The organism is Sphingobium sp., from assembly GCF_036170395.1.
Taxonomy (GTDB): Bacteria; Pseudomonadota; Alphaproteobacteria; order Sphingomonadales; family Sphingomonadaceae; genus Sphingobium.
Map to the genome: position 1 here is coordinate 30,541 of NZ_JAVHPD010000059.1, position 21,289 is coordinate 51,829.

Below are 21,289 nucleotides of genomic sequence, written 5' to 3' on the forward strand. Positions count from 1 at the left end.
CGTCGGTTTCGACTATGGGAAGGCGCGGCCCTCATGGCTTCTGTAAGAAAGCATAGGTTCGTTGCGGGGAGGGGCGGATCGCGGCCCCTTCCCGGCTATCAGGCGACCGGCTCGGCCTCGCTCGGCGCGGCGGCCTTGCGCCGGCCGCGCTTCGGCTTCTCGGCCGCCTGATCGGTTGTCGCGATCGTCAGCTTCCGGCGCGCGCCTTTGGGCGCGGCCTCCGCCTTGGGCGCGGCTTTTGGGCGGCCGCGTCCGCGCTTGGGCGGGCTTTCCTCAGCTGGCGCAGCCGCGGCGCTGTTCGTCCCGCCGGTGCGCTTGCGCCCCAGTCCCAGCCGCTCGGCTACGGCGCGTCGTGCCGCCGAATAGGCGGGCGCAACCATGGGATAGGAAGCGGGAAGGCCATAGCGCTCCCGATATTCCTTCTCGCTCAACCCATGAGAGGACAGATGCCGCTTCAATGTCTTATAGGGTTTGCCGTCGATCAGGCTGATAATATGCTGGTCCGACGCCAGGCTTTTGCGGATCGACACGGCGGGAACATGCTCGGGCTCGGCCGGCGGGGCGGGAGCACTTATGTCATCCGTCAAGGCTGCCCGCGTCGACTTGATAAGGTCTGCAAGCGATTCGCTGGATACCGTATTATTGGACACGAAGGCGCTTAGAAGCTGGACGGTCAAAGTGGTTACGTCAGCGGTCTCATTATCTGCCATGTCTTACGACCCCTCATATGGAAGAGGCGCACTGTCTGAACTGTTCTGTCATCTTTGTAAATTGCTATTCGATATCGGCAATAAGCGCACAGGTTAAGATGTAACGCTTATCTTGACCGCGCAATATCGAAGACCCGTCCCGCAGGACGGGTCTTCTTTTACAACTCAGGCGGCATCGACCAGAACGATCTCGCTATCCTCGATCGCCCTGACGCGGATGACTTCCATATCGCTGATCGCCGCGCCATCGCGCGCATTGATCCGCACATCGTCGATTTCGATCGCGCCGGTCGCCGGCACCAGATAGGCCTTGCGATCCCGCCCGATCGGATAGTCGGCGGTTTCCCCGGCCTTCAGCGTGGCCGCCACCACCCGCGCGTCGGTGCGGATCGGCAGCGCATCATTGTCATTGTCATAGCCCGACGCCAGCGTCACGAACTGGCCCGCCCGCTCGCCCTTGGGGAAGGGACGCGCGCCCCAGCTCGGCGCTTCGCCGTCGCGGGTGGGGATGATCCAGATCTGGAAGATCTTGGTCGTCACATCCTCCAGATTATATTCCGAATGGCGAATGCCGGTCCCCGCACTCATCACCTGCACGTCGCCCGCCTCGGTGCGGCCCTTGTTGCCCAGGCTGTCCTGATGCGTGATCGCGCCTTCGCGGACATAGGTGATGATCTCCATGTCGCGATGCGGGTGCGGCGGAAAGCCGGTCTGCGGCGCAATCGTGTCGTCGTTCCACACGCGCAGATTGCCCCAGTGCATCCGCTTGGGATCATGATAGCCGGCGAAGGAAAAATGATGCTTGGCGTCGAGCCAGCCATGGTTTTCGCCGCCCAGGCTGTCGAAGGGACGAAGTTCGATCATGATGACATCTCCTTTGCTGGGGCGGCGGAGGCCGCCCGCTTGCCGACCCATTTAGGGGTTGCGCGCTTTCCTGTTCAGAGAGATAAAATCGGTCGAAACGTTCCAGGAAATCGAATAGTGAATAATCCCGGCACCCCGACCTTCGACCAGCTCCGCATCTTCCTCACCATCGTCGATACCGGCAGCTTCGCCGGCGCGGGGCGCAAGCTCAACCGCGCGGTTTCGGTCATCAGCTACGGCATCGCCAATCTGGAGGCGCAGCTTGGCCTTACCCTGTTCGAGCGGGAGGGGACGAGAAAGCCGGTCCTTACCGTCGCCGGCCGCGCCTTGCTGGCCGAAGCGCGCAGCATCGCGCATGGCATCGATGGCCTCCGCGCCAAGGTGAAGGGGTTGCTCGACGGGCTGGAGGCGGAGGTCGATCTCGCTGTCGACGTGATGCTCCCGGCCGATCGCCTCGGCCGAGTTCTGCGCCGCTTCGCCACCGAATTCCCGACAGTGCAACTGCGCCTCCATATGGAGGCATTGGGCGCGATCACCGCCATGGTGCTGGACCGCAAGGCGGTGGTCGGCCTGTCCGGCCCGCTATCGGCGGGGGTGGAGGGGATCGACTGCCGCCTTGCGGGATCGGTGCCGATGGTTCCGGTCGCCGCGCCTGACCATCCGCTCGGCCGCATGAGCAGCATCCCGCCGGGCGCCGGGCGCGATCATATCCAGCTCGTCCTCTCGGACCGCTCGCGCTTCACCGAAGGCCGGGATTATTCGGTCACCAGCCCCAAAACCTGGCGGCTGGCCGATCTCGGCGCGAAACATGCGCTGCTGCGCGAAGGCGTGGGGTGGGGCAATATGCCGCTGCCGATGATCGAGCCGGACCTTGTCGCCGGTACATTGGTGCGGCTCGCCATGCCCGATCATGCGGGCGGCACCTATCGCTTTTCGGGCATTTGGCGCCGCGATACTCCACCCGGCCCGGCCGCGCGCTGGCTGCTCGACCAGTTCGTCGCGCTGGGCGCGGACGACCGGGAACTGGACGGCATGGGCGACGTGTAGCGCGCGGCTGCCCCCATATCCTTGTTCCCCGGCGCAGGCCGGGGTCCAGTTCCGCCCTCGCGGGCGAACCCCGGCTTTCGCCAAGAAACAAGAATAAATCAGCGCCTGTCCATAGAGAAGGGGCGGGCCTTTCGACCCACCCGCCAGCACTCACTTCTGAATAAAAGCCAATATATCGGCGTTCAGCACATCGGCATTCACCGTCAGCATCCCGTGCGAATAGCCTTCGTAAATCTTCAGTTCCGCGTCCGGCAATATCTCCGCCTGAAGCACGCCCGCATTCCTGTAGGGCACGACCTGATCGTCATCGCCATGCAGCACCAGCGTGGGCACGCTGATCGCCTTCAGGTCATCGGTCTGGTCGGTCTCGGAGAAAGCCTTGATCCCCTCATAATGGGCGAGCGCGCTGCCCATCATCCCCTGCCGCCACCAATTGTCGATCACGGCCGGCTTCACGTCGGCGCCGTCGCGATTATAGCCGTAGAAGGGACCGCTCGCGACATCGCGGAAGAATTGCGCGCGGTTGGCGACCAGCCCCGCACGCAGCCCGTCGAACGCCTCGATCGGCAACCCGCCGGGATAGCGGTCGGTCTTGAGCATGATCGGCGGCACCGCGCTCACCAGCACCGCCTTGGCGACGCGCCCGGCGGGTATGCCGTGGCGCGCGACATAGGCCGCGACTTCGCCGCCGCCGGTCGAATGGCCGATATGGATGGCGTTCCTCAGGTCCAGATGCTCTGCGACCGCCGCCGCGTCCGCGGCATAATGCGCCATGTCGTGGCCGAAATCGACCTGCGCCGAACGCCCATGGCCGCGCCGGTCATGGGCGACGACGCGATAGCCCTTCCCCAGGAAGAACAGCATCTGCGCGTCCCAATCGTCGGCCGACAGCGGCCAGCCATGATGGAACATGATCGGCTGCGCGTCCTTCGGCCCCCAATCCTTGTAGAAGATGGCGACGCCGTCCTTGGTGGTCACGAAGTTGGTCATGGCATGGTCCTTTGCTGAGAGGCAAGCCACCGGATCATCCGGCGTGCCCCCCTTGTAGCCGGTGATGATGACAGGATTTATCCGCATAAAATCACCTGAACTGTTCGATAAAATAGAACAGCTCCCTGGCGCGAAAACGCCAAAGAGCTGTCCCACTCGCTGTTCTCTTAATGTCAGGCGTTAAGGTCGAACCGGTCCGCGTTCATCACCTTGACCCAGGCCGCGACGAAGTCCTTCACGAACTTCTCGCCCGCATCGGCCGACGCATAGACTTCGGACAGCGCCCGCAGCTGCGAGTTGGACCCGAATGCCAGGTCGGTGCGAGTCGCGGTCCAGCGCTTCTCCCCGCTGCCCCGGTCGGAGCCGAGGAAGGTCTCGTCGCCCTCGTCATCCACCTGCTTCCAGGCGGTGTTCATGTCGAGCAGGTTGACGAAGAAGTCGTTGGTGAGCTGCCCCACCCGGTCGGTCAGGACGCCATGCTGCGACCCGCCATGGTTCGCGCCCAGCACCCGCAGGCCACCGACCAGCACCGTCATCTCCGGCGCGGACAGGCCCAGCAGCTGCGCCCGGTCGACCAGCAGTTCCTCGGTCGGCACGTTGAAGCGCACTTGCAGATAGTTGCGGAAGCCATCGGCCTTGGGCTCCAGCACGTCGAAGCCTTCCGCGTCGGTCTGCTCCTCGGTCGCGTCGACCCGGCCCGGCGTGAACGGTACGGTCAGCTCATGACCTGCCGCCTTCGCCGCAGCCTCGATGCCGACGCTGCCGCCCAGCACGATGAGGTCGGCGACCGAGACATTGCCCGCCGCCTGTGCAATCCCCTCATAGACGCTCAGCACCCGCGCCAGCTCCGCCGGCTCGTTGACGTCCCAGTCCTTCTGCGGGGCAAGCCGGATACGCGCACCATTCGCGCCGCCGCGATGGTCCGACCGGCGGTAGGTGACGGCGCTCGCCCAGGCGGTCTTGACCAGATCCTGCACCGACAGGCCCGACGCCGCGATCTTGTCCTTCAGCGCCGCGACATCGGCATCGCTCAGCGCCGGGTGGACCGGCGCGGGCAGCGGATCCTGCCAGATCAGATCTTCGGCCGGCACATCCGGCCCCAGGTAACGCGCCTTCGGCCCCATGTCGCGATGGCACAGCTTGAACCAGGCGCGGGCGAAAGCGTCGGCGAAGTAAGCGGGATCGGCCCGGAACGCCTCCATGATCTTGCGATATGCGGGGTCGACCTTCATCGCCATGTCGGCGGTGGTCATCATCGTCGGCACCTTGACGCCCGGCGTATGCGCCTTGGGCGCGAGCGTCTCTTCGGGGTTGCCGACCGGCTGCCACTGCTTCGCCCCGGCGGGGCTGCGCACCAGCTCATATTCATGGTCGAGCAGCATGTCGAAATAGGTCATGTCCCATTGTATGGGGGTGGGCGTCCACGAGCCTTCGATGCCGCTGGTGATCGTATGATCGCCCATGCCGCTCTCATGCCCGCTCTGCCAGCCAAGCCCCTGCTGCGCGATATCCGCGCCCTCGGGTTCCGCACCCACCAGCGAAGCATCGCCCGCACCGTGCGCCTTGCCGAACGTATGCCCGCCCGCCGTCAGCGCCACCGTCTCCTCGTCGTTCATGCCCATCCGCGCGAAGGTCTCGCGAATGTCGCGCGCCGATTGCAGCGCATCGGGCTTGCCGCCCGGCCCTTCGGGATTGACGTAGATGAGGCCCATCTGGATCGCGGCCAGCGGGCTTTCCAGCGCCCGGCCTTCTTCCTCGTCGATCCGGGTCAGGCTGCCTTCGCTGCCGACCCATTGCTCCTCGGTGCCCCAGTAGATGTCCTTTTCCGGCTCGAACACGTCCTTGCGCCCGCCGCCGAAGCCGAACACCGGCCCGCCCATCGACTCGATCGCGACATTGCCGGCCAGGATCATGAGGTCCGCCCAGCTCAGCTTGCGCCCATATTTCTGCTTGATCGGCCACAGCAGCCGCCGCGCCTTGTCCAGATTGCCATTGTCCGGCCAGCTGTTGAGCGGTGCGAAGCGCTGCGATCCCGAAGACGCGCCGCCGCGCCCGTCGCCGGTGCGATAGGTGCCGGCCGAATGCCAGGCCATGCGGATGAAGAAGGGACCATAATGGCCGTAATCCGCCGGCCACCAGGGCTGGCTGTCGGTCATCAGCGCCGTGAGGTCCGCCTTCACCGCCGCCAGGTCCAGCGTCTTGAACTCGGCGGCATAGTCGAAATCGTCGCCCATCGGATCGCCCGACAGGCCGTTCTGCTGAAGAATGTCGAGCGACAACTGGTTGGGCCACCAGTCGCGGTTGGTGCGCCCCAGCAGCGTCCGCAGCGCGCCGGGTTCCTTCATCGGACAGCTTAGGGGGTCGGTCGTCTTGGCGTCCATCGCACTCTCTCCTCTTTGCCGGATGTGCATCGGTCTACCGCCGCTGCATGGCGCTTCAAAGCCGGGATTATCGCTTTGACTGATCGACTTTATCGCGCAACCCGATGACCGGCTCAAGACAGGCGGCACGGCTGACGCGGCATGGCGAAAATAACTTGGGATAGCGCGCTGCCGCACCGCCATTTCCGTGCCGGGTCCGAAACGGAACTTACCGCCTTTGTGCGCGCTGATAGGGCGGAGGTTACACCATGGCTGCACGCGCATATTGGCAGGGCCAGATCCGGCTCGCGCTCGTCTCTATCCCCGTCGAAATCTACCCCGCCACCCGTTCGGGCGCTGCGGTCGCCTTCAACCAGATCCACGAGCCCACCGGCAAGCGCATCCGCTATGAAAAGGTGGTGCAGGGCGTCGGCCCGGTCGACAGCGACGACATCATCAAGGGCTATGAAGTCTCCAAGGGCAATTATGTGCTGCTGGAGGATGAGGAGATAGAGGCGGTCAAGATCGAGAGCCGCAAGACGCTCGACCTCGTTCAGTTCGTGGAGGCCGATGCGATCGACGTTCTCTATTATGAAAAGCCCTATTTCGTCCTCCCCGCCGACGATCTGGCGGAGGAAGCCTATGCCGTGTTGCGCGACGCGCTCCGCGAAACCCGCAAGGTGGGCCTCGGGCAACTGTCGGTGCGCGGGCGCGAGCAGCTCGTCTCCCTGAAACCTTGCGGCAAGGGGCTGATCCTCGAAATCCTGCGCTACGCCGACGAAGTCACCAAGGCCCAGACATATTTCGCTTCGATCCCCGATCAGAAGGCCGATCCAGACCTGCTCGATCTCGCCACAGCGATCATCGACAAGAAGACCGCGCCTTTCCGCCCAGAGGAATTTCACGACCGCTATGTCGACGCGCTCCACCGCCTGATCGAGAAAAAGAAGAAGGCCAAGGGCAAGCGCGTCATCGAGGAGGAAGACGAGGCGCCTTCCGCGCGCGGCGGCAATGTCATCGACCTCATGGCCGCGCTCAAAAAGTCGGTCGGCGACACCGCCAAGCCGGCCCCTGCGAAAAAAGCGCCGGCCAGGAAGGCCCCCGCCAAACCCCGCGCCCCGGCCAAGCGCAAGAGCGCCTGACGCCATGGAGCTGAATCCGGCCACCCCCCTTCATCTGATCGACGGGCCGATCCTGCTGCGGCTCGGCGCAGCGGCATTACTGGGTCTGCTGCTCGGCCTCGACCGCGAATTGCGCGGCCATCCGGCAGGCTTACGCACCCATGGCATACTCTGCTTCACCTGCGCGCTGATGACGATCAGCGCCATCGCCCTCCACAAGCAGATGGGCGGCAGCGAAGGCAATATCGATCCGCTGCGCGTGTTCGAGGCGTCGGCCGCTTTCACCGGCATCATCGCGGCGGGCCTCATCGTCTTCAACCAGGGCAGGATCAAGAATCTGACCACCGCCGCCCATGTCTGGCTCGCCGGCATGATCGGCATCGCCTGCGGCGCGGGCCAATGGCCGCTGGTGGTGAGCGCCTCGATCGTCGCCATCGTCATGCTGACATTGCTCCGCGTGGCGGAGGATCGCTGGCTGCTGCCGAAGGACGAAGCCTGATGGCCGCGAAAAGCCCGCTCGCCGACTATAACGCCAAGCGCGACTTCACCCGCACGAAGGAGCCCAAGGGCGAACTGGCGAAAAGCAGCGGCAACAGCTTCGTCGTCCAGAAGCATGACGCCACTCGCCTCCATTGGGATTTCCGGCTGGAGGTGGACGGCGTGCTCAAAAGCTGGGCCGTGACCAAGGGGCCGAGCATCGACCCATCCGACAAGCGCCTCGCCGTCCAGACCGAGGACCACCCCTTAAGCTATGGCGACTTCGAGGGGGTGATCCCCAAGGGCGAATATGGCGGCGGCACGGTGATGCTCTGGGATCGCGGCACCTGGGCGCCGATCGCGGGCAAGAGCGCGGCCGACCTCAAGGACGGCCATCTCCACTTCACCCTCGACGGCGAGCGGATGAAGGGCGAATGGCTGCTGGTCCGCATGAAAAGGCGACCAGGCGAGAAGCGCGACAATTGGCTGCTCCGCAAGGTCGGCGAAGACGAAGCGGGGGAGGGCGACATACTGGTCGAACGCGCGCTCATCAGCGTCCTGACCGGCCGCTCCATGGCCGAGATCGCGGCGGACAAGGAGGCGGCGCAGTCCTTGAAAGGGGCGAAGGGCAAGGCGTTCGGCGAGAAGATGCAGGCCGCCCGCGACCATAATGCGAAGGTGGCGAAGAAGCCCCGCACCGCCGCCAAGCTCCCCGCCTTCGCCCCGCCGCAGCTCGCGACGCTGATCGACGCCGTCCCCGCCGGCAATGACTGGATGCACGAGATCAAGTTTGACGGCTATCGCGCCCTCGTCGCCGTCGCAGGCGACAAGGTGCGCGTCTCCACTCGCAACGGCCTCGACTGGACCGACAAGTTCGGCCCGCTCGTACGCGCCATCGCCGCGCTCGACCTGCCGCCCGCGCTCATCGACGGCGAGATCGTCGCTTTCGGCCCCGACGGCAACCCCAGCTTCTCGGCGCTTCAGGACGTGCTGAAGCGCGGCCACGGTTCGCAGCGGGAGGATACGCCCTTCCACCTCTTCGCCTTCGACCTTCTCTCGCTGGAGGGCAAGGACATGAAATCCCTCCCCCAGATCGAGCGCAAGGAAAGGCTGGAGGCGCTCCTGCGCGAAGCCACCCCCCCCATCCGCGTCGCCGATCATGTCATCGGCGCGGGCGAGCAGCTATTCACTTCGCTGTGCGGCGCCGGGCAGGAGGGGATCATCGCAAAGCGGATCGACGCTCCCTATCGCGCCGGCCGCACGAAAAGCTGGGTCAAGGTCAAATGCACCCGCCGCCAGGAGTTCATCATCATCGGCAAGACCGCCAGCAGCGCGCGCGGCCGCCCGTTCAAGTCGCTCCTGCTCGCCCAGCATGAGGGCAAAAGCCTCGTTTACAAGGGCAAGGTCGGCACCGGCTTCGACGCGGACCTCATGGCGGACCTCGACAAGGCAATGCAGCCAATCGGGACGGACAAGGCCCCCGCCGACCTGCCCCGCACCGAGTCGCGCGGCGCAACATGGTTGAAGCCGCACCTCGTCGCCGAAATCGCCTTCGCCGAATTCACCGCCGAGGGCCGCGTCCGCCACGCCAGCTTTTTAGGGCTGCGCAGCGACAAGAAGGCGGCCGAGGTGAAGCCCGAGAAACCCGCCGCCGCGCCCAAGCCCCGCGAGATCGTCAAGATCAGCAACCGCGATCGCGTCATTTTCCCCGAAAGCGGCCAGACCAAGGGCGAACTCGCCGACTATTATGCCGCCATCGCCCCGCTGATGCTCCCCTTCGCCGCCAATCGCCCCGTCAGCCTCGTCCGCTGCCCGCAGGGGCGGGCGAAAAAATGCTTCTTCCAGAAGCATGACAGCGGCGCCTTCGGCAAGGCGGTGCATCAGGTGCCGATCCGCGAGAAGGATGGCGGCGCGGAAGATTATATCTATGTCGAGGATGCCGAGGGGCTGCTCGCCTGCGTCCAGATGGGGACGATCGAATTTCACGGCTGGGCCAGCCGCGCCGATGCCGTGGAGCGGCCCGACCGCATGATCTTCGATCTCGACCCCGACGAGGGCATGGATTTCGACCGGGTGAAGGCCGCCGCGCAGGATATCCGCGCCCGCCTGTCCGACATCGGCCTCGTCTCTTTCGCGATGCTCTCGGGCGGCAAGGGCGTCCATGTCGTCGTGCCGCTCACCCCTGGCCATGACTGGGACGCGCACAAGGATTTCGCCGCGCGCTTCGCCCAGGCGCTCAGCGCCGCTGAACCCGACCGCTTCGTCGCCACGATGAGCAAGGCCAAGCGCAAGGACAAGATCTTCATCGATTGGCTGCGCAACCAGCGCGGCAGCACCGCTGTCCTCCCCTATTCCGCCCGCGCCCGCCCCGGCGCGCCAGTCGCCATCCCCCTCGACTGGAACGAACTGGACGCCATGAAGGACGCGCACCCCTTCGGTATCGGCGACGCCGATACGCTGCTCGATCGCGCCAGCTCGCTCAAAGGCTGGGGCTTCGCCGCGCAGACGCTGCCGGACATTTGACCAGAAAAAAGCCGCCGGGCCGGCGTGCAGTCCGGCCCGGCGGCACAAAAGCCCAGCCTCAAAGGCCGGAACCCACAAAAATCTCCGTTCGCTTCGAGCGAAGTCGAGAAGCCGGCAGCCTACTTCGCCTCGACCAGCCGCATCGCCGCGCCGCCGCCCGGCGCGAGCCAGAGGTCATAGCGGTCCCCCTTGCGGAAGGTGCGTGTCTCGTAAGCGATCCTGTGCCGCGCCTCGGTCAGATAGGTCGCGCTCTCGCCATCCTTGTAGATGGTCGCGCTATAGCTCTTCCCCGGCTCCAGAAAATCGAAGCTGAGCGGCACCGTCCGCGCTGTCGCGTCATTGACCCCGCCGACATACCAGTTTGCGCTGTTGCGGTCCTTGCGCGCGAAGATCGCATAGTCGCCCACTTCGCCCGCGATCAGATGGCTCTCGCTCCAGTCCGCCGGCACCTTCGATATGAAGTCCAGCTCCTTGGGATATTTCGCCAGCTCCTCGATGAAGTCCGCCGCCATCTGGATCGGCGAATAGATGGCGAGATAGAGCCCCAACTGCTTCGCCAGCGTCGAGGCGAGCGGCACATGCTCCGCGCCCTCCAGGCTCAGCACGCCGGGCGTGAAGTCCATCGGCCCGGACAGCATCCGCGTATAGACCAAAGTCGGCTCATGGTCCGGCCCGTTCGCGAACGCCCCCCAGGCATTATACTCCATCCCTCGCGCCCCTTCGCGCGCGACCCAGTTGGGATAAGTGCGGCGCAGGCCGGTATCCTTGACCGGCTCATGCGCATTTACCGTGACCTTATATCTCGCGGCCGTCTCCACAACCTTCAGATGATGCTGCACCTGTCGCTGCCCGTCATGATATTCCATCCGGGTCGTGCCCGGTGCGTCCCCCGGCGCGATGATCCCGCCCATGTCCGCGACATAGCCGGTCTTGACTACATCGACGCCCAGCCCGCCATAAAGCTTCATCGCGTCGTCGAGCTGCGCCTCATAATTGGCGATATTCCCGCCCGTCTCATGATGGCCGATCAGGCGCACGCCCTTCTTCTTCGCATAGGCGGCGAGGCCCGGCAGGTCGAAGTCCAGCGTCGCCTGGGTGAAGCTGAACGCGTCCCCATGGCCGAACCATTCGCCGTTCCAGCCCTTGTCCCATCCCTCGACCAGCACGCCCCGGAACCCATGCTTCGCCGCAAAGTCGATATATTGCTTCGTCCGTGCAGTCGTCGCGCCATGCTTCGGCCCCTCGGCCCAGCTCCAGTCGCCGCGGATCATCCCCCACCAGATGCCGATATATTTGGCGGGCGTGAACCAGCTGACGTCGCCCAGCCTGTTAGGTTCGTTGAGGTTCAGCTCTAGGTCGCTTTCGACCAGCCCAGCCGCGCTGTCGGCGATGCGGATCGAACGCCAGGGCGTGTTGAACGGCAGGTCGCGGATCACCCGGGCCCCTTGCGACGAGGGCGAGAGCGTCGTGCGGAACGTCTGGCCCGATGCGCGCTTCAGCCAATAGGCCGAATAATCGACCAACGCCGCCTCGTGGAAGCTGAGGTGCGTGCCATCCTCCAGCCGCATCGTGATCGGCGTATGTGCGGTCGCCACCGCGTCGATCGGCGTCGCCTGATAGACCTGCTCATAGCGGTTCCACTCGCCGCCGGGGATCCACCAGGCCATGCCCTTGGGCGCGATGTCGAACTCGGTCGATTCGTCCGCGATCCGCATCGTCTTGAGGCCCGGCTGCTCGGGCAGCTCGTACCGGAAGCCGACGCCATCGTCGAACAACCGGAAGCGCACATTCATCAGCCGCGCGCCCTGAACGTCCGATTGCTTGAAGCGGACCAGCAGCTCATTGTGATTGTCGGTGACGAACCGACGCTCGCCCCAGGGCTGCTCCCACGTCTCCTTGGCCGCCCCCTTCTCGGACCCCGTGATCGAGAAGCCGCGCACCATGTTGAGCCCGTCGGTCAGGATGAAGCCCAGCTTCGACGGCGCGATCAGCAGCTTGCCCTTACGCGACAAGGACCAGGTCGGCCGGCTGTCATTGTCGGTCGAAACGGTCAGCACGATCCCGCCATCGGGCGAAGCGGCCGTGACCGAGGGTCGCGCCTGCTGCGCCAGCGCCGGTGTCGCCAGCAAAGGGGCCAGCAGGAAAGGAATTGCCAGCGCGGCCTTGAACATCGTCGTCATCGTCATTCCTCGATCATCAGTGCGCCATAGGCGGGCAGGGTGCCGGGCGCGGCGCCATTCACCGCAGCGAGCACATGGTTGGTGGCGGCGATCTCCGCCGGCCATTGCGCCGCCTGCGCCGACAGGTTGAACAGGCAGAGCAAGGACTGGCCGTTGGCCTGCCGCCGGAACAGCAGCCGCTGCTCGTCGGCGACCAGCACGTCCAGACTGCCATATTTGAGCGCCGGATTGGCCTTCCGCAGCGCCAGCATCGCGCGGGTGTGATGCAGCAGCGAATTGGGGTCCGCTTCCTGCGCGTCCACCGCCCGCGCGCGATTTTCCTCGCCGATCGGCAGCCACGGCTCGGCGCTGGAAAAGCCCGCCTGCGCCGCGTCTGCCTCCCAGGGCAGCGGCGTCCGCGCGCCGTCGCGCGACAGGGTGAGCGGCCAGTTGGCGATCGCCTCGGGGTCTTGCAGCTTCTCGAAGGGAATATCGACCTGCGTGATCCCCAGCTCCTCGCCCTGGTAGAGGATGGCGTTGCCGCGCAGCGCAACCAGCAGCATCGTCTTCATCCGCCCGAACGCCGCGCGGTCCTGCGGCGCGCACCAGCGGGACAGAGCGCGGGGCGCGTCGTGATTCTCGAAAGCCCAGCTCGGCCAGCCCATCCCCGGCTCATCGGGCCAGCGCTCGACCGTGTCCTTGACCAGCGCCGGGGTCAGGGCATCGGCATAGAGGAAGTTGAAGCCATAGGCGCTGTTGAGATGCGTCTCGCCCGCCGTATAGGCTTTCATTTCAGCTTCGGCGAGCGCGCCGCCCACCTCCGCCACGGTGAAGATCGCGCCATAGTCGTCGCAGAGGCGGCGGATGCGCGCGACGAAATCGGCCACGCCTGCATGGCTCTGGCTATAGCGCTTGATCTGGAAATCGAACGGCCGGGTGCGCAGCTTGCCGTCGGCGGGCGCGGGCGGATTGTCGCGCAGCAGCGGGTCGTGCATCGAATGGTTGAGCGCGTCGAGCCGGAAGCCGTCGACTCCCCGGTCGAGCCAAAAGCGCATCGCGCCCAGCAGCGCATCCTGCACGGCAGGGTTATGGACGTTGAGCTGCGGCTGGCTGCTCAGAAACTGGTGCATATAATATTGCCCGCGCCGCGCATCCCAGGTCCAGGCCGGGCCGCCGAACACCGACTGCCAATTACTGGGCGGTGTCCCGTCCGGCTTGGGATCGGCCCAGACATACCAGTCCGCTTTGTCGCCGCTCCGGCCCGCCCGGCTCTTCGCGAACCAGTCGTGCAGGTCCGACGTATGGGCATAGACCTGATCGATCGTGACCTTGAGGCCCAGGTCATGCGCCCGCGCCACCAGCGCATCGAAATCGCCGAGCGTCCCGAAGATCGGATCGACATCGCAATAATCGGCTATGTCATAGCCGAAATCGCGCATGGGGGAGGTGAAGAAAGGCGAAATCCAGATCGCATCCACGCCCAGCTTCGCGACATGCTCCAGCCGCTGCGTAATGCCGGCTAGGTCGCCGATGCCGTCGCCATTGCTGTCGCAGAAGCTGCGCGGATAGATTTGGTATATGACCGCGCCCTTCCACCAGGGCAGATCGGTTGAGAGTATAGGCGTCATATCAATCTCTGGCGGCGCAGACGGCATAGCCGAAGGCGGGGAGGGTGAGCGCGATGCTGCCGGGCGCAGCCGGCGCTGCGGGGCAGGGGCCGGCGAGGGCGGTGAACCCGCCACTCGCCGGATCGACCGCGATATGGCCCGACAGCGGAGCGGCCGATGTGTTGAAAGCGAGCACGACCTCGCGCCCGGTCAAAGGGTCGATGCGCGATACCGCGAACAGGCCGGGCTTGTCCGAACTCGCCCGCAGGATAGTCGCGCCGCGCGACAATGCGGGCGTCTCGCGCCGGATTCTGGCGAGCCTGGCGATTTCGCGATAGAGCGGATGGCCCGCCTCGAAATTGTCGCGCGCCGTCGTCGCCGCCGTCCCGATCAGGCTGTCCGCATTATATTCCGCGACCTTGGACGCGAACATGTCCTGCCGCGCTTGCTGGTCGTTGCCCTTGCCGGCAAAGCCCTGCTCGTCGCCATAATAGAGCGTCGGCACGCCACGCAGCGTCAGCAGCATCGCATGGCCCAGCATGTCCCGCGCCAGCGCCTCGGCATCGTTCATCGCGGGGTTCTGCTGCCGCAGGAACCAGCCGAACCGCCCCGCATCATGATTGCCGAGGAAGGTCGGCAGCTGCAGCGCCGCCGCCTTGCCGCCTTCGTAGAGGCCGTCGTCCTCGACCATCCGCGCCAGCATGTCCGTCCCCCTCTTGCCGCTCGCTGCGTCCACCGCCGCGCGCATGAAGGCGAAGTCCAGCACGGCCGGGAACGCCGCATTGCGGGTCCAGCTCGCCAGCAGCGCCGGGTCATAGTCGCCCGTCGCGACTTCGCCGAAGACATGGAAATTGGGGATGCCCTTGTCCGCCGCATGGGCGCGGATCGCGGGGATGAAAGCGCGCCAGAATTCCGCATTCACATGCCGCGCCGTGTCGATCCGATACCCGTCGATGCCGAACCGGTCGATCCAGCCCTTGTAGATGTCGATGAAGCCCGCGACCACGCGCGGGTCTTCGGTCGCCAGATCGTCGAGGCCGACGAAATCGCCATATTGCGAACTCTCGCCCTTCCAGTCGGTGTCGCCGCGATTATGATAGTAGATCGGGTCGTTGAGCCAGGCGGGCGCTTTCACCTTGTCCTCGCCCTTCGGCACGACCGGCGTGTAGGCAAAGCCAGGATCGGTCAGCTTCGCCCAGTTGGCGGCGCTTGCGTCACGATCGCCAGCGAAGCCCGAATTGATCGGCGCGCCCGTCGCCCCGCCCTTGCGCGACCAGGGATAGTCGGCCTTGCTGCGGTAGGGCGCGGCGCTGGTCGGGCTCTCCGCATATTGGATCACGTCCGCCGTATGGTTGGCGATGATGTCCATATAGACCTTCATGCCCCGCGCATGGGCCGCGTCCACCAGCGCCTTGAAGTCCGCGTCGGTGCCGAAATGCGGATCGACGGTGGTGAAGTCGGTCACCCAATAGCCATGATAGCCCGAACTTTCCTGGCCCTTCCCGCCCTGCACCGGCTTGTTCTTGAAAATGGGCGCCAGCCAGATCGCGGTCGCGCCCAGCCCCTGAATATAGTCGAGCTTCGCCGTCAGCCCCTTCAGGTCGCCGCCATGGTAGAAGCCGCGCGACGCGGGATCATAGCCGGTCGCCAGCCGATCGCCTGTGAGGCCACCCCGGTCATTCTTCGGATCGCCATTGGCGAAGCGGTCGGGCAGCACGAAATAGACGATCTCCTGGTCGGGCGTCCGCGCCCGCAGGTCGTTCAGCGTATCCGCTCCGGCCGGCATCGCCGCCGCCATCATCATCGCACCGGTCATCAGGGCGGCAAATTTACGCATGAACAGGCTCCTTGGGGTGCAATCGCGCCAGCAGATCGGCGTGCAGCGGCATATGGCGGACCTCGCCGGTCGCCGCCTTGTGGACGGTGTCGAGAAAGGCGGAGAGCTGCCGCTCCTCCAGCTGATCGGCCAGCGGGTGCCAGCGCTCGGGAAGGATATTCTGCCCGATCATCACCTGCACCCATCCCGGCACGTCGAACAGTTCCTCGCCTTCGCGGATGATCCGCCCGTGCGCGCGGAACAATGCGATGCGCTGCGCCAGCCGTTCGGGCAGGTCCATCTGCCGCAGCCGGTCCCAGAAAGGCTCACCCGCCCGGCCGTTGGCGGCATAATGCAGGATCACGAAGTCTCGGATTCGCTCGATCTCGAAGGCGGTGAGGCGGTTATAGGTGTCCCGGTCCGCCGCCGCGACCTTCCCGTCGGGCAGTAAATCGATCAGCCGGCTGATCCCGGTCTGGATGAGGTGGATGCTGGTCGATTCGAGCGGCTCGATGAACCCCGACGCCAGGCCGATGGCGACGACATTATGCCGCCACGCCTCGCGCCGCCGCCCGGCGGCAAAGCGGATCGTGCGGGGCTCTGCCATCGCCTCCCCGTCCAGCCCCGCCAGCAGGATCGCCGTCGCCTCATCCTCGCTCATATGCGCGGAGGAAAAGACATGGCCGTTCCCGGTGCGATGCTGCAGCGGAATGCGCCAGCGCCACCCGGCGGCGCTGGCGATCGCGCGCGTATAGGGCACCGGTCCCTCGACCCGCGCGCTCGGCACCGCCACCGCCCGGTCGCAGGCCAGCCATTCGCTCCAATCCTCATAGCCCGCGCCTAGCGTGCCGGCGATCAGCAGCCCGCGCATCCCGGAGCAATCGACGAACAGCCCGCCCTCGATCAGCCCGCCGTCCGCCAGCCGGAGCGCACTGACATCCCCGCTCTCGCCGTCGCGCAGCACCTCCACGATCCGCCCCTCGCGCCGCACCACCCCGCGCGCTTCGGCATAGGCGCGCAGATAGCGGGCATAGAGGGTCGCGTCGAAATGATAGGCATGGGGCATTGGCGGCAGCGCGCTGCCCGGCGCACGATCGACCGGCGCGAAGCGATTGGCCTCGCACGCCGCGACATTGAGCACATAGTCCCCGATCGGCCGCGCCAGCCCCAGCGCCTTCGCGCGCAGCCAATATTGGTGGAAAGGCAGCAGCCCCAGGCTCCGCCCGACCAGCCCGAACCCATGGATATAGCGCTCGCCGAACCCGCCCCAGCCCTCGAAGGCGATACCCAGCTTGTAGCTGCCCTGCGTCGCGCGCAGGAAATCGGCCTCGTCTATTCCCAGCGACTGGTTGAACAGGCGGATCATCGGGATGGTCGCCTCACCGACGCCGATCGTGCCGATCTCGTCCGATTCGACCAAAGTCACCCGCCAGCCGCGCGGCAGGAAGCGGGCGAGGGCGGCTGCCGTCATCCAGCCGGCCGTGCCCCCGCCGGCGATCACGATGGTGCGCGCGGCCGTTCCATCCATGGGATGATCCCCCTTGCGAAGATGTGGCTCCGCGGCGCGACCCGTGCCGCCGGAGCCACTCTACATATCAGAAGCGGTAGTTGAAGCCCGCCATGAAGCGGCGGCCATAGCTTTGATAATTGCGGATCTGGAGCGGCGCGCCCGGATCGATCGACACGAACGGCTCGTCCGTCAGATTCTGTCCCTGGAGGAACAGCGACACGCCTTCGAGCGCGCTGCCCTTCTGGAACTCATAGCCGACCTGGCCGTCGACGATGGTTTCGCTCAGCGCCCGACGCAATTCCCGCTCACCGCCAAAGCCGACGAACTGGCCGACGAAGGACGAGCGGTAGCGGACCGACCCGCGCGCGGAGAAGCCCCATTTTTCGAAGAAGAGCGTGCCGTTCGCGACCCAACGCGAATAATCGGGCAGGTCTTCGGCGGCCGCGCCGACGCCGGGGCGGATGCTTGTCTTGGTATAGCCGACGCCGCCGGTCAGACCGAACCCGTCGAGCGCGGGCGTGACCACGTCGAACGGCACCGTGCCCGCCAGTTCGAAGCCATAGAGCTTGCCGCCCTGGCCATTGACGGGCCGGGTGATCGTGCCGCGCAGGTCGGTGACGCCGGGCGGCACCACCACCGGCAGGCCGTTATAATCGAACGGCACGGTCTCGCGATAGACGTAGCTTTGCAGCTTCTTGTAGAAGAGCTGGAGGCCGAGATACCCCTTGGTCCCGAAATATTTCTCGATGTTGAAGTCCGCTGCCCAGGCGCGGTAGGGTCGCAGATTGGGATTGCCGCCGGTGCCGGTCACGATCCCGCTGGCGGTGTTGAACCCGTAATCCAGGCTCACCTTCATATCCTCGAAGCGCGGCCGCTGGATTTCGCGCGCCGCCGCCAGGCGGAAGACGATGTCGCTCGGCAGGCGCAGCGACAGGTTCATGCTGGGCAAGATATCCCAATAATTGTCCCCGCGCGTGGTCGGCACCAGCGACGCGGCGGCCAGGTTGATGAAGCCGCGCGACTTCTGCTCGGTATTCTGCGCCAGCACCCCGATATTGCCGGTGAGTTCCGACGCGCCGACCGGCGTCTTGATGTCCGCCATCAGATAGGCCGACATGACCCGCTCGGTCACGGCATAGGCTTTCGCCGGCACGTCCTTGCTGGGGTTGAGCGTCCGCACATAGACGCCGTCTTCCAGCAGCTGGAACGGGTCGTAGGACAGGATCGGCCCAGCGCCGATGAAGCTCAGGTCGGTCGCGCTCATCCGATATTCCTGCGGCAGCACCAGCTGGCGCGCGCCGCCGGCCAGGTTCAGGAAATATTCGTCCGGCGTCTTGGACTTGGTGCGGTCGGTATAGCCCAGGCCAACCGAAATCTTGGAGAAGAAGCCGCCTTCCAGCTCCTTGCCGACCTCCAGCTGATAACTTTTCAGCTCATCGTCGATGATGCGGTCGTTATAATAGCCTTCCTGATGGCCGAGCGGCGCGCCGCCGCCCCAGCCCAGCGGATCGGTCAGCACGATGGCGTTGACGTCCGAATAATCGAGCTGGTTGCTGGTGAAGCGCGTGCCCTTCTTGCCGCTGACGAAGGTCAGCGTGTCGGTCGCGCCCACGCCGCCGCCGGGGCCAGTGCCGGCGTTGGTCTCCAGCGACAATTCGCTGCGGTCGGTGCGCGAATAGCCGAAGTCGAAGCTCGCCGACCAGCCATCGTCGCCGGTATATTTGGCGTTGAACCCGCCCGAGAAGATGGTCGAGGTGCGCTCATAGCCATGGTTGTTCACCACCGCCTCGACATTGGAGAAGGTGCCGCCCTTGATGAAGTCGCCTTCGGTCTCAAGTCCCGTTGGCGAGAGCTGCGCGCCCGACCAGAAGAGCGGGAATTCGATGCCGCGCTTGATCTGCTTGTCCTTGAAATCGCCGTAGAAGCCGTCGAAGGTCAGCATCAGCGTGTCGCTCGCGCGATATTGCACCGCGCCCTGGATGCCGAGGCGCTTGAGCTGGGTCGACACGCCGAACGGCTTGATGCCGCCGATCACCTTGTTGCCGTTCGGCCCGTCGGCATAGCCCCAGGCCTCGAACTCCTCGCTCTGATAGGGTTCGTCGCTATAGGCGACCGACAGCGCGACGCCGATCGAGTCTCCCGCGAACTGGTCGACATAGGTGCCGGTCAGCCGATATCCCTTGTCCTTGCTGTCGGCATTGACCTTGCCGAGGTCAGCGTAAACGCCGCGCGCTCCGACTGCGATCAGCCGCTTGCCATAGTCGAGCGGCCGGATGGTGCGGATATCGACCGTGCCGACCAGGCCCTGGTGGATGAGGTTCGCCTGCGGCGTCTTGTAGACGTCGACCCGGTTGACGACTTCGGCCGGATATTGATCGAATTCGACGTTGCGCTGCTCGCCGGTGGAGGTCTGCGGCCGCCCGTTGAGCGTGGTCGAGGAGAGGTCCGCGCTCGCGCCACGGATCGCGATCGAGTTGGCGCGGCCGAACAGGCGCTGCGAGGTGAGGCCAGGCAGGCGGGCGATGGATTCGCCGATCGATGCGTCGGGCAGCTTGCCGATATCCTCGGCCGACACCGACTCCACGATCGTCTGCGCGCTCTTCTTGACGTTGACCGCGCTTTCCAGCGCGGCGCGGAAGCCGGTGACGACGATGGTGTTGGCCGACTCATCCTGCGGCGCGGCGCTATCCGCCTGCGGCGCTTCCTGCGCCATCGCCGGCGCGGCTATCGAGATGGCAAGCAGGGATGCGCCCAGCCATGGGGCGCGCGCGATATGATTAGCCACTGTAAGATCCTCTCCCCTATGACATCGGCACAGCCCTCTTGGCCGATGCAGACACCCTGGTTCCGCAGGCGCGACCGTGCAGTGTCGCTGTCCTGCGGTGGCGTCTTCATACGCCCGCCAGAGCGTCAGCGGCCATACGGCATACGTATGCGCGGATTATGCAACGCGATGCTGTGGCTGCGGGGCCACGATCCTAACCGGCCCAAAGGACGCAATTGCCAAGATTTCCGCCCTGTCCTATCGTCGCTGTGGCGCGATGAGCGCGCCGTTCGGGAGCGGAGCCATGGGGCGGCAGCCCAGCAGCAAGCCGACCAGTTTCGACATCGCCTATCTGGCTGGCGTGTCGCAGCCGACCGTCAGCCGCGCGCTGCGCGGATCGCGCTCGGTCAGCCTTGAAACGCGCGAGCGGATCGAGGCGATCGCCCGCGAACTCAACTATTCGGTCGACAAGAACGCCTCTTCGCTGCGCTCGCAAAGATCGAATACGATCGCGCTGCTTTTCTTTGAAGACCCGACGCCCGACGAATCGAACATCAACCCCTTCTTCCTTGCCATGCTGGGGTCGATCACCCGCCAATGCGGCGCGCGCGGGCTGGACCTGCTCATCTCCTTCCAGAAGATGGAGGATGACTGGCATGTCCGCTACCAGGACAGCCACCGCGCCGATGGGCTCATCCTGCTCGGCTATGGCGACTATACGCTCTATGAGCGGCGCCTGACCGATCTGGTCGGCCACGGCACCCATTTCGTCCGCTGGGGATCGGTCGGGGACGATACGATCGGGCCGACCGTCGGCTCCGACAATGTCGGCGCGGGGCGGCTGGCGGGAGATCATCTGCTGGGGCTGGGGTGGCGGCGGATCGCCTTTCTCGGCCATGCGGACGGCCATTATCCCGAATTCGCCGATCGCTATGCCGGGCTCTGCCAGGCAATGGCGGCGCATGGCCTGTCGCCCGATCCAGCGCTCCAGGTCGATGCGCTGACCGGCGAGGAGGCAGGACAGGCGGCTGCCCAGACGCTGATCGGGCGCGGCGCGCCGTTCGACGCCATCTTCGCCGCCAGCGACCTCATCGCCATCGGCGCGATGCGCGCGCTGGCCCAGGCCGGGCTGCGCATACCGCAGGATGTGGCGATCATCGGTTTCGACGACATTCCCGCCGCCAGCCTCACCAGCCCGCCGCTCACCACCTTGATGCAGGACATGAAGGGCGCGGGCCAGCTGCTCGTCGACACGTTGGTGGCGCAGATCGAGGGGCTGCCGGTGCCGCCCTCCACCCTTCCGGCGCGGCTCGTGGTGCGCGGCAGCACCGCCGTCTGAAA

The 21,289-nt window shown here is 65.6% G+C and carries 14 protein-coding genes; 5 read left to right on the plus strand and 9 right to left on the minus strand.

What is annotated here, in order from left to right; all coding sequences use genetic code 11:
- Nucleotides 1–98: 98 nt before the first annotated feature.
- Nucleotides 99–710: a MucR family transcriptional regulator gene (locus V2B31_RS15055; RefSeq protein WP_328279945.1), complete on the minus strand. Its 612-nt coding sequence runs from the start codon at nucleotides 708–710 to the stop codon at nucleotides 99–101.
- Nucleotides 711–875: 165 nt separating this feature from the next.
- Nucleotides 876–1,574: a pirin family protein gene (locus V2B31_RS15060; RefSeq protein ID WP_328279947.1), complete on the minus strand. Its 699-nt coding sequence runs from the start codon at nucleotides 1,572–1,574 to the stop codon at nucleotides 876–878.
- Between the two features lie 117 nt (nucleotides 1,575–1,691).
- On the opposite strand from V2B31_RS15060, the gene V2B31_RS15065 reads away from it, so the two are divergent.
- Nucleotides 1,692–2,621, plus strand: a complete 930-nt coding sequence (locus tag V2B31_RS15065; RefSeq protein ID WP_328279949.1) for a LysR family transcriptional regulator — start codon at nucleotides 1,692–1,694, stop codon at nucleotides 2,619–2,621.
- A gap of 150 nt (nucleotides 2,622–2,771) precedes the next feature.
- Here V2B31_RS15065 and V2B31_RS15070 read toward each other — a convergent pair whose 3' ends face one another.
- Both V2B31_RS15070 and katG read right to left on the minus strand, forming a co-directional pair.
- Nucleotides 2,772–3,611, minus strand: coding sequence for an alpha/beta fold hydrolase (locus V2B31_RS15070; RefSeq protein WP_328280110.1), 840 nt, complete (start codon nucleotides 3,609–3,611; stop codon nucleotides 2,772–2,774).
- A gap of 173 nt (nucleotides 3,612–3,784) precedes the next feature.
- Nucleotides 3,785–5,992, minus strand: a complete 2,208-nt coding sequence (gene katG, locus V2B31_RS15075) for a catalase/peroxidase HPI (RefSeq protein WP_328279951.1) — start codon at nucleotides 5,990–5,992, stop codon at nucleotides 3,785–3,787.
- A gap of 248 nt (nucleotides 5,993–6,240) precedes the next feature.
- Here katG and ku point away from each other — a divergent pair, with 248 nt between their 5' ends.
- From ku to ligD, 3 genes are read left to right on the plus strand one after another with little or no spacing between them, the layout of a single operon-like run.
- Nucleotides 6,241–7,113 carry a non-homologous end joining protein Ku gene (gene ku / locus V2B31_RS15080; RefSeq protein WP_328279953.1) on the plus strand — a complete coding sequence of 291 codons (873 nt, stop codon included), beginning with the start codon at nucleotides 6,241–6,243 and terminating at the stop codon, nucleotides 7,111–7,113.
- 4 nt (nucleotides 7,114–7,117) lie between these two features.
- Entirely contained in the window at nucleotides 7,118–7,591 is a 474-nt protein-coding gene (locus tag V2B31_RS15085; RefSeq protein WP_328279955.1) for an MgtC/SapB family protein, read from the plus strand.
- Nucleotides 7,591–10,092, plus strand: coding sequence for a DNA ligase D (gene ligD / locus V2B31_RS15090; protein WP_328279957.1), 2,502 nt, complete (start codon nucleotides 7,591–7,593; stop codon nucleotides 10,090–10,092). Before V2B31_RS15085 ends, ligD begins: the two co-directional genes overlap by 1 nt.
- A gap of 119 nt (nucleotides 10,093–10,211) precedes the next feature.
- Here ligD and V2B31_RS15095 read toward each other — a convergent pair whose 3' ends face one another.
- The 5 genes from V2B31_RS15095 to V2B31_RS15115 all read right to left on the minus strand — a co-directional run bounded on the left by V2B31_RS15095 (nucleotide 10,212) and on the right by V2B31_RS15115 (nucleotide 19,897).
- On the minus strand, nucleotides 10,212–12,263 hold the full coding sequence (locus tag V2B31_RS15095) for a glycoside hydrolase family 97 protein (RefSeq protein WP_422247950.1): 2,052 nt from the start codon (nucleotides 12,261–12,263) through the stop codon (nucleotides 10,212–10,214).
- An 11-nt stretch (nucleotides 12,264–12,274) separates the two neighbouring features.
- On the minus strand, nucleotides 12,275–13,879 hold the full coding sequence (locus V2B31_RS15100) for an alpha-amylase family glycosyl hydrolase (RefSeq protein WP_328279961.1): 1,605 nt from the start codon (nucleotides 13,877–13,879) through the stop codon (nucleotides 12,275–12,277).
- Between the two features lies 1 nt (nucleotide 13,880).
- The gene (locus tag V2B31_RS15105; RefSeq protein ID WP_422247940.1) at nucleotides 13,881–15,695 is read right to left on the minus strand and encodes an alpha-amylase family glycosyl hydrolase; all 1,815 of its coding nucleotides are present in this window, start codon (nucleotides 15,693–15,695) and stop codon (nucleotides 13,881–13,883) included.
- Nucleotides 15,688–17,202 (minus strand): tryptophan halogenase family protein, encoded by a 1,515-nt coding sequence (locus tag V2B31_RS15110; RefSeq protein WP_328279963.1) that lies wholly within the window; start codon nucleotides 17,200–17,202, stop codon nucleotides 15,688–15,690. The genes V2B31_RS15105 and V2B31_RS15110 overlap by 8 nt, the downstream gene beginning before the upstream one ends.
- A 67-nt stretch (nucleotides 17,203–17,269) precedes the next feature.
- Nucleotides 17,270–19,897 (minus strand): TonB-dependent receptor, encoded by a 2,628-nt coding sequence (locus tag V2B31_RS15115; protein WP_328280114.1) that lies wholly within the window; start codon nucleotides 19,895–19,897, stop codon nucleotides 17,270–17,272.
- A 355-nt stretch (nucleotides 19,898–20,252) separates the two neighbouring features.
- Here V2B31_RS15115 and V2B31_RS15120 point away from each other — a divergent pair, with 355 nt between their 5' ends.
- Nucleotides 20,253–21,287: a LacI family DNA-binding transcriptional regulator gene (locus V2B31_RS15120; RefSeq protein WP_328279965.1), complete on the plus strand. Its 1,035-nt coding sequence runs from the start codon at nucleotides 20,253–20,255 to the stop codon at nucleotides 21,285–21,287.
- The last annotated feature ends 2 nt before the right edge of the window (nucleotides 21,288–21,289 follow it).

Bases quoted from the DNA above. Each gene is read 5' to 3' on its own strand.
- V2B31_RS15105 (WP_422247940.1), bottom strand. From the start codon at position 15,695: ATGCGTAAATTTGCCGCCCTGATGACCGGTGCGATGATGATGGCGGCG.
- ku (WP_328279953.1), top strand. From the start codon at position 6,241: ATGGCTGCACGCGCATATTGGCAGGGCCAGATCCGGCTCGCGCTCGTC.
- V2B31_RS15085 (WP_328279955.1), top strand. From the start codon at position 7,118: ATGGAGCTGAATCCGGCCACCCCCCTTCATCTGATCGACGGGCCGATC.
- V2B31_RS15120 (WP_328279965.1), top strand. From the start codon at position 20,253: ATGGGGCGGCAGCCCAGCAGCAAGCCGACCAGTTTCGACATCGCCTAT.
- ligD (WP_328279957.1), top strand. From the start codon at position 7,591: ATGGCCGCGAAAAGCCCGCTCGCCGACTATAACGCCAAGCGCGACTTC.
- V2B31_RS15100 (WP_328279961.1), bottom strand. From the start codon at position 13,879: ATGACGCCTATACTCTCAACCGATCTGCCCTGGTGGAAGGGCGCGGTC.
- katG (WP_328279951.1), bottom strand. From the start codon at position 5,992: ATGGACGCCAAGACGACCGACCCCCTAAGCTGTCCGATGAAGGAACCC.
- V2B31_RS15060 (WP_328279947.1), bottom strand. From the start codon at position 1,574: ATGATCGAACTTCGTCCCTTCGACAGCCTGGGCGGCGAAAACCATGGC.
- V2B31_RS15055 (WP_328279945.1), bottom strand. From the start codon at position 710: ATGGCAGATAATGAGACCGCTGACGTAACCACTTTGACCGTCCAGCTT.
- V2B31_RS15070 (WP_328280110.1), bottom strand. From the start codon at position 3,611: ATGACCAACTTCGTGACCACCAAGGACGGCGTCGCCATCTTCTACAAG.
- V2B31_RS15095 (WP_422247950.1), bottom strand. From the start codon at position 12,263: ATGTTCAAGGCCGCGCTGGCAATTCCTTTCCTGCTGGCCCCTTTGCTG.
- V2B31_RS15115 (WP_328280114.1), bottom strand. From the start codon at position 19,897: ATGGCGCAGGAAGCGCCGCAGGCGGATAGCGCCGCGCCGCAGGATGAG.
- V2B31_RS15110 (WP_328279963.1), bottom strand. From the start codon at position 17,202: ATGGATGGAACGGCCGCGCGCACCATCGTGATCGCCGGCGGGGGCACG.